This window comes from Virgibacillus litoralis, from assembly GCF_017873675.1.
Classification (GTDB): Bacteria; Bacillota; Bacilli; order Bacillales; family Amphibacillaceae; genus Lentibacillus; species Lentibacillus litoralis.
The window spans coordinates 22,905-36,834 of the sequence record NZ_JAGGKK010000016.1 but is presented as its reverse complement, the minus strand read 5'-3'; the positions used below and the strand labels follow the sequence as shown (position 1 = coordinate 36,834).

Annotated in this window: 13 protein-coding genes; 1 reads left to right on the top strand and 12 read right to left on the bottom strand. The window is 36.0% G+C overall.

The genetic code is table 11. The features are described from left to right. Window positions 1-55: 55 nt before the first annotated feature. The 4 genes from J2Z82_RS13865 to uvsE form a co-directional block, all read right to left on the bottom strand. Window positions 56-589, bottom strand: coding sequence for a GNAT family N-acetyltransferase (locus J2Z82_RS13865; protein ID WP_209481375.1), 534 nt, complete (start codon window positions 587-589; stop codon window positions 56-58). A 99-nt stretch (window positions 590-688) separates the two neighbouring features. Next, on the bottom strand, window positions 689-925 hold the full coding sequence (locus J2Z82_RS13860) for a hypothetical protein (protein WP_209481374.1): 237 nt from the start codon (window positions 923-925) through the stop codon (window positions 689-691). Between the two features lie 124 nt (window positions 926-1,049). Next, window positions 1,050-1,412, bottom strand: a complete 363-nt coding sequence (locus J2Z82_RS13855; RefSeq protein WP_209481373.1) for a hypothetical protein — start codon at window positions 1,410-1,412, stop codon at window positions 1,050-1,052. Window positions 1,413-1,864: 452 nt separating this feature from the next. After that, complete coding sequence (uvsE, locus tag J2Z82_RS13850; RefSeq protein ID WP_209481372.1) at window positions 1,865-2,836, bottom strand: UV DNA damage repair endonuclease UvsE; 972 nt, start codon at window positions 2,834-2,836, stop codon at window positions 1,865-1,867. A gap of 268 nt (window positions 2,837-3,104) precedes the next feature. On the opposite strand from uvsE, the gene J2Z82_RS19415 reads away from it, so the two are divergent. Beyond that, window positions 3,105-3,212, top strand: coding sequence for a putative holin-like toxin (locus J2Z82_RS19415; protein WP_245251717.1), 108 nt, complete (start codon window positions 3,105-3,107; stop codon window positions 3,210-3,212). 179 nt (window positions 3,213-3,391) lie between these two features. On the opposite strand, the gene J2Z82_RS13845 is transcribed toward J2Z82_RS19415, so the two are convergent. The 8 genes from J2Z82_RS13845 to J2Z82_RS13810 form a co-directional block, all read right to left on the bottom strand. Next, window positions 3,392-4,417, bottom strand: a complete 1,026-nt coding sequence (locus J2Z82_RS13845) for an LLM class flavin-dependent oxidoreductase (RefSeq protein WP_209481371.1) — start codon at window positions 4,415-4,417, stop codon at window positions 3,392-3,394. 83 nt (window positions 4,418-4,500) lie between these two features. After that, on the bottom strand, window positions 4,501-5,682 hold the full coding sequence (locus J2Z82_RS13840; RefSeq protein ID WP_209481370.1) for a serine hydrolase domain-containing protein: 1,182 nt from the start codon (window positions 5,680-5,682) through the stop codon (window positions 4,501-4,503). Window positions 5,683-5,797: 115 nt separating this feature from the next. After that, window positions 5,798-6,667, bottom strand: a complete 870-nt coding sequence (locus tag J2Z82_RS13835; protein WP_209481369.1) for a phosphorothioated DNA-binding restriction endonuclease — start codon at window positions 6,665-6,667, stop codon at window positions 5,798-5,800. An 18-nt stretch (window positions 6,668-6,685) separates the two neighbouring features. After that, window positions 6,686-7,078, bottom strand: a complete 393-nt coding sequence (locus tag J2Z82_RS13830; RefSeq protein WP_245251721.1) for a hypothetical protein — start codon at window positions 7,076-7,078, stop codon at window positions 6,686-6,688. Window positions 7,079-7,098: 20 nt separating this feature from the next. Further along, a complete protein-coding gene (locus J2Z82_RS13825; protein ID WP_209481368.1) occupies window positions 7,099-7,527 on the bottom strand; it encodes a DUF6884 domain-containing protein in 429 nt (142 codons plus the stop codon). 37 nt (window positions 7,528-7,564) lie between these two features. Further along, window positions 7,565-10,831 (bottom strand): helicase C-terminal domain-containing protein, encoded by a 3,267-nt coding sequence (locus tag J2Z82_RS13820; RefSeq protein ID WP_209481367.1) that lies wholly within the window; start codon window positions 10,829-10,831, stop codon window positions 7,565-7,567. Further along, window positions 10,828-12,597 (bottom strand): phospholipase D family protein, encoded by a 1,770-nt coding sequence (locus J2Z82_RS13815; protein WP_209481366.1) that lies wholly within the window; start codon window positions 12,595-12,597, stop codon window positions 10,828-10,830. The genes J2Z82_RS13820 and J2Z82_RS13815 overlap by 4 nt, the downstream gene beginning before the upstream one ends. Beyond that, entirely contained in the window at window positions 12,590-13,789 is a 1,200-nt protein-coding gene (locus J2Z82_RS13810; RefSeq protein ID WP_209481365.1) for a DUF6361 family protein, read from the bottom strand. Before J2Z82_RS13810 ends, J2Z82_RS13815 begins: the two co-directional genes overlap by 8 nt. Between the last annotated feature and the right edge of the window lie 141 nt (window positions 13,790-13,930).

Genomic DNA, 13,930 nt, shown 5'->3' with positions numbered 1-13,930 from the left:
AGTCTTGGTAGAAATTAACCCTTAAACACTAAAATTAAATCGGCCTTAAGTTCTCTTAAGTTTTTATTATATCAGTTTCAAGAATACTCATATAAATTCGGTTTACATATTTTCCGTTTTTAAAGACCTCATCCCGTAGTACACCATCTTTATAAAAACCTACCTTTTCATAACAACGAATTGCTCCTATATTGTCTGAATCAACAGTAAGATAAACTTTGTGTAAATTTAAACGACTAAATGCAAAGTTAACAAGAATTTCGACGACCTCAGTTCCATAACCCTTTCCCCATTCTGATTTTTCTCCAATCCACAATCCTAACTCAGCATTGCGATTCCACGGATTAATCTTATACAATTGTGCGTTTCCAATGGACTTATCCTCTTTATTAAAAATTGTAAAGTAGACACTTTTATCATTTGATTCAGCATACTTTCGTGTCCGTTCTCTGACTGTATTAGGAGTTAAAGGGATTCCATTCCCAGATGGTAAAGTTGAGTTGATTTCAGGATCTGTTAACCATTTATACCTAAGTTCCCAATCTTCTTCAACAACTGGTCGGAGTGTTAATCTTTTACCTTTCAGCATAAAACCACCCTAACTTTTTCTTCTTAAACTATCCTGCTTCTTTAACGCAATAAGGGCTGTATCCCTTAATCAAGATAAGCACCCGTTTGTTTAATACTATTATTTCTTCAAGAATCCATAAATTATAAACAACAACCCAAGAATCAAAAAAAGCGGAACATATAAATTACCGAAGAAACCACTTGCTTCAATTTCAGGAACTCCACCTGTTTTTGCCCCAGAGAAAAAACCAGCCCGAACTATACTGGTAGAAAGTAATGAAAATCCCTTTTCTAAAGTATAAATTAACCCTGACATAATAATAAATACAATACCTGTAATCTTATAAAACTTCATTTCTATTTTGCCTCCTTTTCATAACAAGGTTACAATTTCCACATATTCTTCTTCAATAGTTGAATAAGGATGCTGGTATGTCATTGTGTTAAAGCATCCGTTTGTTACATTACTAAAATATTAGTTATTCAATTGCTTTGTCATCACCAAATATATGAATTTGTTTTAAGATTCTATCACCTTGTTTTGAAACATAATTGACGGTGTAGATTTTTTCTTTTTCAATTAAATTCCATACCATAGGTTCTTTTACTAATATTTTTATTTCATAAAGTTCATTAGATGAATTGGGAGGAGCTGTTATGATAAAAGCCTCTTTATTTTCCTCAGAGTAGCCCTTTTCCAAAACTGTAATGGCTGCTGTTGTTGTTGAAACTGATGAAAATAAATAAATTAAAATAACTGCTATTACAATTATCACAATACTTAACAAGGGAAATAATATTTTTTTATTTCGCATAATAATATTTATATCTAATCTTTTCACCATAGACCTCCCTATACTCTGTTGAGTCTTCAATTTGCTAATCCCATAGAATACTCTTCAACTATCCTCCGGCGTTAGTTGAATAAGCTCGTTCTGTTTTTCTATCTATATTTTAACATAAATTCCCAGAAAACCTTTCCAAAATGTAGAACAACTCACTATTAGCATCGCATATCACATTTAAAGCAACATTGCTTTTAACACTCTTTTTCACAACTTAAATGCACACTGTACATAAATTTATGTACTTTTGTTAAAAAGGTTGCTATTAACTATGTCAATCTGGGTGTTAAAAACAGATAAACGTTGTCATATCAATAAAAAAGAGTACGAAACGCTATGCGATTTGTACTCCTTTTTAGTGTGATATTTATTGTTTACTCTCCCTTACTGAATCCGTTATTTTCTAAGGAAGGTGCTCAAAGTAGTACGATTCTCTCTACTAGTTAGTCTTACGTGATATGAAAACTACCTCCATCAACGATTTCAATCTCAGGATACTTTTGTATATCATCCATTAATTTAAATAAAGCATCGTCTTTCTGCTTTGCTTCAATCATACAGTCTATTTGCGAAACAGTTCCTTTAATTTCTCTTAAAAAATCCATAAACATCGCACTGTCCACATAATCAGAGTGGGCGCGAAATTGTTTATCTGACTTGGGACTTGAAATATGCATTTTCACAGGCACTGTCGACGATTTCCACGTCTGGACAATGCGCTCCCAGTTTTCACGCCAGTTTTCTGTTTCTGTGTGATTTGCAAGGTAGTGATGATAATCAAACACCATTGGAACAGCAAGCTTCTCACTTAAATATAATGTATCGGAAAGTGTGAAAACCTTATCGTCATTTTCCAGAATGATCATGCTTTGTAATTCAGGCGATACAAATGCCCAATTATGAATAAATTGCTCGAGCGCTTTTTCTTTATCACCATATCCTCCGCCAACATGCAGCACACACCGATGTTCAGGATTAACTCCCATCCCCTCAAGGAGCCTAAAATGCATGCGCAAACTTTTAATCGAATTTTTTAAAACATCTGGTCCAGGCGAATTCAACAGCACAAAATGGTCCGGATGAAAATCGACCCTGACATTAGGATTACGTGTAAGAAATTTTTGTATTTCTTCCAATGATGATTGCACTGATTGAATATAATCCCAGCCTTTAAGATCAGGGTGAGTAGCCAAAGGGACGAGTTTAGAGGATAGACGAAAAAAAGCGATATCATGCGCCAAATTATGCCGAAACAGTCTGAGACAATTATGTAAATTTGTTTCTGCGATCTGTTCTAATTTCCGGATTGCCGCATCCCTATCGTCTAACTTGGAGAATCTAGTGTACGTCATCGTTTTGGACGGTGAAGCATTTTCTAAATGTACGCTCATAGCTACATAACCAAGACGAACCAAAGTCAATAAACTAACCCCCACCAATTTAATCCATACACCAAAATAGGATGTCCAATATAACGAATATTAATCTTGGCGGGACATTAGGGTCAGGAACCTTGTCCCGCTGATAGCTCTTATCCCTCAAAATTCCCTTCAACGATAAAAATAATATAACACAAACGCTAATTCGTATTTTGCTATTAATAAATAAAATAATGTGAAAAAATTTATGCATCAACTACATAGTATAGTGGGCGGTTGGCCATCTTCCTTACAGAAGGGAGGTGGTAGGATGACGACATTTGAAGCATTGAGTTTAGTAGAACAATTTAGTCTTTCACTAATAGCGACACTGACACTAATTGTAACTATTGTCGTCTTTCTAGAAAAAAAGAAGTAACCGCCCCCAGTACCAATGGCAAGCGATTACTTCTTATGCTACAACATCATATTGGTCAACCACTCTTTATGCGGTCTGTAGTTGTAGGTATCGAGTAGTTGTAGCTACTCGATACCTTATTCTTATTATAAATATAAGTTTATCTATTTATACTGTCAATATATTTGAAGATGTTCACTTCATTCCCTACCCCCCACTCTTTCATGATCTTCAACATCAAAAGCTTCTGCAAGCAACCGATACGAATGCACTTTTGCATCAAAATCATAGATATTTGTTATTATCATAAACTCATCAGTCTGATAAAACTCACTGAGACGCTTCAATTCTTCTTTGACCTTCTCCGCTGTTCCGATAATACAGCGCTCACGGTTTTTCTTGATTTCGTTTAATTCTTCATCGCTGAATTCCTTCTTCTTTACTTCCTCAATCGAAGGAACCTTTGTATCCGCTCCCTTACCAACACTTAATAGCCACTTGTCCTGACTCAACGCCAGTTCTTCTGCCTCTTCTTCCGTGTCGGCGCACACAACAAATATACATACCATCGTTTCTGGCTGGTCAAGGCTTGGCGAGGATTGAAAATTATTTCGATATGCTTCCATGACTTCTTGACCATTTGCTGGTTTTATAAAATGCCCAAATACGAATCCAAGTCCTAATTCAGCAGCATTCTGGGCACCTCGCTCCGATAAACCCAACACCCATATTGGTGGCACACTCTCCAACCGCGGAGCCGCTTTCACCATACGATACGGATGCTCTTTTGGTAACGTATTATGCAGAAAACCCTGCAAATCAGCTAGCTGTCTTGGGAAATCGCGCATGCTTTTATTCACGCTATCCGTCAATGCCAAGCGGGTAGTATGTGATCCACCCGGAGACCGTCCAACTCCCAAATCAATTCTATCTGGAAAAAATGCCTCAAGCGTTTTGAAATTCTCCGCCACTTTAAACGGGCTATATTGGGGAAGCAGCACTCCTCCTGAACCAACTCGTATTGTTTCTGTATGCGATGCAATCCGTGTTATAAGTACTTCCGGCGATGTGCTTGCCAGCCCATTTGTATTATGATGCTCAGCAACCCAGTACCTTGTATACCCTAACTCTTCTGTTATTTTTGCTAGTTTTAATGTATTATTCAGCGTCTCCTTGGCATTGGAATTTCTTGAAATCGGCGCCTGATCCAATACACTTAACTTCATCTGGGCTGTCCCCTTTCACTTGTTGTTAAATTAATTACATTGAGCTTTGCTGTTTGCTGACGGATGCATTCTGGCAATATTTCCTACTTTATCGAAGGAATAATATACTTTTCTAATAGTGGGTCAACATCCATACCAGATGAGGTTTGAACAATAACAAGGTCCAATTCCGGAACAACAACCATGTACTGCCCATATAATCCCATGCCCCTAAACGTATCATAACCGTTTACCTGTTTTAACCAAAAGAAATAACCATATTTATTTCCATCAAAGTTACCGTTCGTATCTCCGTGAGAAATCGTGCTTTCCTTCACCCAGCCTTTAGGTAATATTTGTTTATCTGCCCATTTCCCATCATTCAAATATAAGTATCCAATTTTGGCAACGTCACGCGGTTTCATTAACACACCAGTACCTCCAAGTGACGTGCCGGAACGGTCAGATGGCCATTCAACACCTGAGATACCTAGCGGATTAAACAATTTTTGTTGTGCATAATTGGAAAGCTTATCACCAGTAGCTTCCTGAACTATTTTTGATACAACTCTAGCATCACCAGTACTATAATTCCAGGAATCTGGATTTTCACGTACTGAACGATTAAAGATAAAGTACGCTGGTTTTTCTCCCCCCATAAATTCTTTCCAAACATCTGATTCGTAAAAACCTTTTTGTGTTTGCTCAGGGAAATCAAGTCCGGACTTCATGGTTAAAAAGCTTTCAATCGTGAGCTCTTTTTTCCATTTATTTAAGTTTGTTAATTTATCTTCATCCAAATAGTTAATTGCTCTATCATCAACACTTTTAATTGCTTCCTGGTTCATTGCAATCCCTACTAAAGCAGAGGTTAAACTTTTAGTAACTGAATATATTGGATGGGGCGTTTCTTCGCTATATTTCCCTCCGTATTTTTCAGCAACGATATATCCATCTTTCACAACGATAAAACCCTCCATCGGTATCTCCTCATCCTCAATTTTTTGGAACATATCAATTAATAAAGAGCTATCCATAGAAACGCTTTTGGGCGAGGTTTTCCGCCATTCCTCAGTTGGCCAATATGATTCAATTTCCACAGCTTCCTGTGGTACCCCATTTGTGGATGCATCAATTGTTTCATCTAACTTTGAGTCTTCATCACTTACATTCTCTGTTTTCATACTATTTGTATCTTTTTTACTGCTAGCTTCATTATTGCTACAAGCCGCAACAATAAATAATACGAATAGTAATAAAAAAGATATACGACCTATTCTCTTCACATTTCTCCCCCTATTAAGTTTTAATTCGTTACTTATTAATTCTACTTATGTGAAATAAATCCTTTTTTAAAAACACACTAACCGCTTTGGGCTTGTGTGTTTGTCGTGGATATATCTAAAGTATGTATCTTTCCGGTCCCTTAAACACTTCACGCACATGCCAATCTAAATAAGAATTATTCGGGTAGTATACCTGTTCAATTGGATTTCTTATAATCAGACCATGATAATCTAACAGCATTTCTTTAAAACCATTAGTTCCATGGGCATCCTGGGAGACGATCAATTTTCGATCTTTTGAAATCGTAAACACACCTCTATCAAACAGCTTATGGTGTAGTGAGCAAAGGGCTAATCCATTTTCTTCTTGATCAGGTCCACCTGCCTGGTGCCATTTAATATGTGCTGCTTCAATCCCTACCAATGTATGTGCAAGCCGGACATTAAATCCGCAGACAGCACAGCTATATCCATATGCTCTGAGTATTTTCTCTCTAAAATAAGGATCACGTTTCTTTCGCTTATAAAAATTAAAATCTAGACCAACTGAATCTATTATATCTTCATGAATGGTATCTGGAAAATGTTTATCTAAAATGGATTGGGCAATTTCCTGCAATAGATTTGGTTTTTTAGTTAAAAGATTAAAAACCTCACGAGTGAATCCACCTGCAATATTGTTAGTAAGCAAGTATTTATTGCTAGGGCTCTGATAATTCACTGCACCACTCAATTCCCAAATACCATCATTTTTCAATCGTACGAAGGGTTCTTCTGGATGATAGGATTTCCGTACAGGACCAAATTCTCTTAACAGCTCCATTAATTTATTTCTTACAAATTCATAATGTAGAAATCTTGAATTAGTTACTTGAACCTGGCCAAGGGCAAATAATATTAACAGCGGCTTATGAGGAGCCCGCTGATCTCCTTTTTTCCAAATAGTAATATTGTCTATTCTTTCTTTGAGTTCGAGAGCATCCATTAATATCACACCACCACACTACTTAAGAATATGGATACAGGAATTGCTTCTGACATTCTTATCATATGAATTAATTAAACCTATCAATTTATTCATATACATATTTTCGTCTTTAGAGCTAGTAGGAAGTTTTATAAACCATTTTGTAAGAACTTTTTCAGTATCAATACCTGTCTTTCCTTTTCCACGGTTATATCTCAAAGTGTTCATATTTTTATAACCAATATATTTACTTGGTCCGAACATACCTAGGCTAGAAATGTAATACCATTGCTTAAACATTGTTAACTGACTAACAAGATTCGTCCCCTCTTCTAAATCTTTATTAAACTGCTTAACATTGATGATTACTTCATCAATCGAAGTAACTAACTCCGTTTCTTCCATAATATCTCCCCTGACTATTTTCATTAGCACAACTAAAAATCCTACTAATCTTCATCATTTAAGGCCTGTTTATAATACTGAAGTTGCTTACCTATTGGTAATCCTTGTAACGGTATACGACAAATAAAATCCTCTTTTTTCAGTAAAGGAATAAGGTACTCCCGGTATTTGGAGCCTGCATAAAAATCAAATTCACAATCACTTAATGTCCTTAATTGAAAAAATACATTATGTGACCAATCTTTCCGCTGTTTGGCATTCATAGACAATAATGTAATATCATAGGGGTCTATTAATGTTTCTTTATTAAGTAAACCATGCTTAGCAGATAGGATAAACCAGTCATCATATTCTTGTTTTTCAATGTATGAAACAGCTTTCGTAAAAAGATTAGAAGTACGATACATTTTCTTAGCTTGACACGGATATGCTTGTTTACTTTTTGTACAGCTTATTAAAGCAATCCTCCTCATAAAATCCCCCCATGAATTTTTCCATCAAACTAGACAATCACTTCTTCGAAAAAGGACTCAAATTCATAAACAGATCCTTCAACTGATCTTCATCAAAATTGTTTTTCTGTAAATTCTCTAGTAAATCTTCTTGACGCGCTTGTCCGAGACTTAATCTATAAAGTGCTAATATTTTCATAAGCCTATTATATTTAGCTCCATCCCTGCTAATTGGGTACAATGGAAATATACGTTCAATATTGATATCTTGGTTCCCTGCCAATGACCAAAAAGGTACTAATTCCGATGTCTGAGAGTCTCTTTCTATCTGGTTTGCAGCAGTAAACATTTCCTGCCATACATTTTTTGTGAATGAAATATCACCATATTTACTAGCGATGTTTTGCCGAATATTATGGCCCTTATAACGGTTAATCCTGCCATCGCGTTGCTCAAGATCGATTGGATTTGACGGAAGGTTCCAATGCATTATTTTTCGACAGTAATAATGAAAGTCCAGTCCTTCCTGTCCAATTGAGGTTGTAGCCAGAACGAATGGTCGAAATGGTGAATTAAACGAAAGTCTGATATTTTCTTTTCGATTAAGTGTGTTGTCTTCATTTCTAGTATCATAGAAACCAACAGCATAATTGGTTCTCATTTTAATATATTGATTTCCTTTTTTCTGATCGTTCATGACACGATTTTTAAACGTTCGATACGTATCAACATTGTAACTAGCTGTGTGCGTATTTAATGATTTTGACATAGTCTTGACTAGTTGTTTATTACGCTCCTGCTCCTCAACTTTGTTCAGTCCACCTTCTTCAAGCAGCATATGGGCGTACTCATCAAGCATTGCCTGCATATTTCCTGACACACCATATTTGAGCACGTTTTTCCAATGTGCATTATTATCTTTTTTCCCATACTCCAATTCAACAATTGAAATTGCTTCCTGGGAATTAAAACGATCAACTATAATCTTTGCTAACTGAACAGCATAAGGAAGTGAGTCGCTATCAGGATTCTCAAGTAATCTCAAAGAACAAACTGCTGGAGATGCTAACACCATAGTAGCTAGTACATCCAATAAATCATCTGGCTGTTTACCAAGTATAGGCAGTTCATTATTATGAAAAATTTTTCTTACCTCTTCAAAATGTTTTTCTAGTGCAACTGTGTCCCCACTATGTCTTTCTTCTTCGTTGTCAGCTAAAGTGGATAACAGATAATCGCTGTTAAACCATTCCTGAATGATATCCTCTTCTAAATCAAACAAAACAGGTGCAAAATAATACCACCGTTCATCTTGCCTAGAAACGTTTTCACTTGGCTCATATTCTATTTTACCAAGCAGAAGGTGAAGTTTATCTTTTATTTCTTCTCTTATTTCATCTAGTGATAGATTTCTGTTTAACACATCGATCGGATCAAATAATTTCTTCAACGTGACAGAAGGATACAAAAGTGATAAATGATTCATATTTGATGGTGCGTTATCCTTCATTACAAATGTTAATCTTGGTGAGGGAAAACGTCTTGGATGAAAATATTTGTGCACCTTTGACCGCTTTTTTCTAGGTATTTGCTTGACCAATTCACCAACTGTCCTGCGTTCTGCATCATAAGAGAGAAGCGTCGCTATTGTTCGTGGAACCATTTCCCATGCAGAAAATACAAGTACCTTTGAAAATCGGCTTTGACCCGAGTAAGCTCCATCAAATTCATAATATGGTAAGGATGGAGGAATCCACATTAATCTCTCTGCATTTTTTGATAAGGCTACTTCCTTTAATTTTGTTAGTCTGGCATTTGTTTCTCTTAACTTTCCATATCTATCTATCGTTTTTTTATCAATCCACATTAGAGGATTATTTGCTAACTTGTTATTTCCGGGGTTCTCCATAATACTTTGTGATATCTTTTGCTTCAGTTTGTAGCGATCCATAAATGACATCAAAAAAGGAGCCGATTTCACATATTCAACGGGAACCTTGTCTTTTAGTCCAATGTCTTGTAACAGTGAATCCATTTCTATATACGATGAAACATCATCCTGGGTAATCTCTAATGGAGTCTTGTCAACGGAAGCTTCCGCAATCTCATTCGTACCCTCTTCCAAAATACGCTCCGTTCTGGCAATTCCTTTATAAAGACTATCCTCTGCTTCCTGCTTTTTCGCAATTATCATTGAGAAATCTTGTTCAGAGATTTGACTTAACGCATAGGAAAAGTTTCTCCAAACTTCTTTAAATTGCTGTCTATGTTCCGTATGCTTTTCAAATAAAAAATCAGTAACTTGCATGAATTCCTTATAATGTTCATCGCTTCCAGTTTCTGATATCTCCTCAAGCGTGGAATAAGGCTTATAAGGAGTTGCAGATAATAATAATATCTTCACATCATTGGCGTCAGCTTTTGGACTGTTAAAAAATTTGCTGGCAAGCATAGCTGTTTCGCTTTCCCCATCAGCATTAATCAATTCTGGAAACCGTTGAAATTCGTCCATGATAACAAGATCGGCATCAATCAAGTCAACGCTAATTTCTGCCATCATTTTTCGCAGCTTTTGAATAACCCTGGTTGCTCCATTCACTCTTCTACCTGGCACCCATTCTCGTTGGATGACATCAGATAAGTTAGCGATCTCATTAAGTAAAAAAGGTTCTTGTTGGAAAAATTCATCCACTTTCTCCAGCATAACGTTTAGATATTCTCCATCACTTTTTTCATCACAAGCCTCAACTCTATCTCCGTATTCTTCCTTTTTTTGTTCCCAGCTACCAGTAGCCTTATCAGTCATCAACTTATCAAATTCATTTAAATAGGGTTCTAGAGGTTGATATCTTTTCAACACAGAATAGATTAAAGCTCTCTCTAACACACTTCCGCAACCACCTGTCATATCAAATGACGTTGAAGGAGTTAGTGGAATAAGTTGAATATAGTTTTCTTTAATTTGAGGGTCAAACGTGTCTTCAAATATTTTGATATGCTGCATCGATAAACGCGTATCTGATAGCCCATCTAATGTTACTCGTTGATCAATTTTAAGCTTTGCCAGGTTTTGTCCAGCAATATTGGAATTGGAACAAACATATACAACTTTAAACAGATCATCTTGTAACCGTTCTTCATGATACCTAGCAATCTTAGCAATAACCCCTCTAGCTACCATTGTCTTGCCAAGCCCTACTTCATCGGCTACTAACACACGGTTAAATTCATTAGTAAATAAGCTATAAACTCGATCAACGGTCGCTTTTTGAAAATCTTTCAAACCAGATAGTATTTCTTCTTCTTTTCGAACTAAGTCAATCATTTTTTCACCTTCTTTGCTGCAAGAATGAACGTTTCATACAATTGCTGAAATTCAATTGGAATAATGTCCTCTTTTTCAATAATATTAATTATGTTTTCTACATCTTCCAGTTTTTCCGGTGAACGGGCAGCTGTTTTGAGCATATTCTCGTAAAGTGCTGGATAGTCTCCTGTATCCATGTCCCAATTACCAGAACCTGAATTCTTTTGTTCCAGATTTTCTAACACGGATAATAAGAAATCATCCGATAAAAGAAAAGCAACATATTTTAGAAAAGTATGTGAGTCTTTAATAATCGAACGAAAAATCTCCTTCTCACGTTCTTCAGGGATACCATCTGTCTTAATCTTGATAACTCTTTGGACCTTTTCCCCATCTTTTGCTGCAGCTATTTTATAAAAATTTCCTAGCTCTAATAAACTCAATTTGTCAAAAGAAGTTTCTTTCTGAAGAGGCAACTCTTTAGTACTCAACAGTGGACCAATTGAAAAGTCACATCCTTCAGGAATATCTTCAAATGTTACGTTTAATGAATAATCGTCATTATCTTCTTTTACAACAAACGCACCTGATTGAGTTCTGCAAAGCTGTTTTATTCCCTTCTGAAGTAAGTCTGCTAAGTCGGACTCTACTTCTTCTTGTTCTGGAATGATTTCAATTCTTTCAAAAGGATTTTCCTCATCACCAAACATATCCTCCAGTAAATCAGTAATCCTAAATCCGTGTTTCTTATATTTTAGCTTGATTAAAAATTCAACATTGCCATGAAATGCATTTCTTGAGCTATTCGCAGAACCAATATAAATATGATGTTGATTATATTTAGTTCTGGCATAAAGCTTTGCATGAATATCCTGGAGCTCAGTTATTTCAACTTCATTAATATCCCCACTTATAGCACTCTCGCCATCAATGACTGAATCTTTCAATGTAAATACATCAAAATGAAAAAGCATCGATTCCGTAAGTTTTTGCAATTCTGTTTTCCTTGTAATTAGCACCTTTTTAGCGTTGCTTAATTCAAGTTCGTTTAGTTCAGAAATAGTGCTCTCACTTATAAATGGAGATATGACAATCAGCTGATGGTATTTTTCAAAAATTCCTGTTTCCGCTTTACCGTACCCTGAAATTCCAAGAGGACAAAAATCAAATTCAGGGATATATTTATTTGCTGGATCAAATTGTATATAATCCAGTTCTGAAATAATACTTTTGATTTGCCTTCGCTTCTCATCTTCTCCTGTGACATCTACAAGGTACTGAAAAAAATCTGCTAGTGGTTTATTCTTATAGGTTTTATTGTCAGTCCTCTTCCCTTCAAGCGCAATCGCAATATCCCAACTTCGATCAAACGTTAGGTTCCGTGTTAACACAAGTAGTCTGTATAATACTTCATTGTTACTGTTCTGGTACTTAATCAGCCATACTTTTGGGTGAAAGGATCGATTATTTTCTAGAGCTACTTCAAAAACACTATCTTCCATCATAGCGAATATCGAATTTTGGTTCTGTGGTATTTTAATTTGCCCGGCTTCACAAAAAATCGCAAACTTATCTGCACTTCTTCGTAACCCTTCAAGCACATAAATAGGATCATCTTGAAAAGTTTGATCCATTTCCTCAGACAGACTTAGCGCCAACGGAACACCCACGAGCGCCTCTAAATCCAATGCATATGTTGTTCCGATTGCAAATTCAACCTCGTACCCTAATGGTGGTGTGAGTAATTCGGAGTAATTAAGTCGATTTTCAGCTGGTTTAAGCATTGTAATCCCCCAGACCTGCAAAAATATCCTCAATAATAACTTTCGCATCCTTAAAACGATATTGGAGTTTAGGAGTACCAACCCAAGCCCCATCCTCATAGGTAAATATTTTAGAGTTCTGTAATTTTGACCGGTCTCGTGATTTAAGCTCAATTTCCCGTTTTATTATAAGCCGATCTATTGTAGTATGATCCCCTGATAAAACCGCTTTTTGCCATTCACGAAGAAATATAATCAGCTTAGAGTTCTTTATATGTAGGCGATTAATGACATCCATGTAATTAAAGGATTCAAATTCTTCTTTAACAAACGAGCTGTTAAGCCACTCAGACCATTTCTGTAAAGCCTTTTTGTTTTCACCATCTGACAAAATCACGTTGTATCGAATATTTGCCCCTGAAATAAACTGATTAAAACGTTTCGCTCTAATATAATCTTCAAATAAATTATCAGGTAACGAAAACATGTCTCCAATAGCATCAAAGTCATCTATCTTTTTAAGCTTATCGAAATCCTGCGATAACAAATAGGAAAATAAACTATCCTTCGATTTCTCAGCGGTCGTAATCCGTTCTTTTAAAAAGTGAGCTTCATCAAACGAAAGTTCCATGGAAAGACTATATTTCCAGTTAGACTCAGGGAGTATACATCGCCAGAACGTACTGGAATACTCTCCACTTATAGATCCAGCTTCATCTGACTCCTCATTTCCAAAAGATTTTGCTGCCTCTTTCTTATTTTTCATCCTGAAAACAGCTTTCGCATAATTGTCCAATGACAAGGAACTATGTTTAAAAACCTCAAATGTCCTTAAACCATTCCAATAAATATTAGAAGGTTTCCGCTTAAGTTTCTTGCCAGCCCGAGCACCGATTACTCCACTCGAATCCTCTTTATTTAACGTTTCGATTAAAGAAACCTCTTCTTCACCAAGTTGGTCAATAAGTTCTTTTGGTGTCGAGAAACTCTTTTTCTCCAGCTCCATTAATAAATATGGAACAATAAAAAAATACTTCGCCCGTGTCTGGATTGTGGAAGTACCCGGAAACAGAATATCTGCAAATCCATCTCGAATCAAACCAATTCCCAGCTCATCCACCGCTCCGGGTTCAGCAAGTGCATGAAGCACCGCCATCACCTTGTCCCTATGTTCACTTGAATAATCAATCCAACCAAGTTTCAATGCATTCAATTTATGTACCCCTTTAATTTTCTATTAGAGTCGTTGTTAGAAATATCAATTATATTACTATAATTGTATAGTATAATTGATGTAGTTTAAAGTTTTGGTGACGCAAAAGCATAGCTACATGTAGTTGTTAACTATAATAAC

Bases quoted from the DNA above. Each gene is read 5' to 3' on its own strand.
- J2Z82_RS13865 (WP_209481375.1), bottom strand. From the start codon at position 589: ATGCTGAAAGGTAAAAGATTAACACTCCGACCAGTTGTTGAAGAAGAT.
- J2Z82_RS13860 (WP_209481374.1), bottom strand. From the start codon at position 925: ATGAAGTTTTATAAGATTACAGGTATTGTATTTATTATTATGTCAGGG.
- J2Z82_RS19415 (WP_245251717.1), top strand. From the start codon at position 3,105: ATGACGACATTTGAAGCATTGAGTTTAGTAGAACAATTTAGTCTTTCA.
- J2Z82_RS13845 (WP_209481371.1), bottom strand. From the start codon at position 4,417: ATGAAGTTAAGTGTATTGGATCAGGCGCCGATTTCAAGAAATTCCAAT.
- J2Z82_RS13835 (WP_209481369.1), bottom strand. From the start codon at position 6,667: ATGGATGCTCTCGAACTCAAAGAAAGAATAGACAATATTACTATTTGG.
- J2Z82_RS13830 (WP_245251721.1), bottom strand. From the start codon at position 7,078: ATGAAAATAGTCAGGGGAGATATTATGGAAGAAACGGAGTTAGTTACT.
- J2Z82_RS13825 (WP_209481368.1), bottom strand. From the start codon at position 7,527: ATGAGGAGGATTGCTTTAATAAGCTGTACAAAAAGTAAACAAGCATAT.
- J2Z82_RS13820 (WP_209481367.1), bottom strand. From the start codon at position 10,831: ATGATTGACTTAGTTCGAAAAGAAGAAGAAATACTATCTGGTTTGAAA.
- J2Z82_RS13815 (WP_209481366.1), bottom strand. From the start codon at position 12,597: ATGCTTAAACCAGCTGAAAATCGACTTAATTACTCCGAATTACTCACA.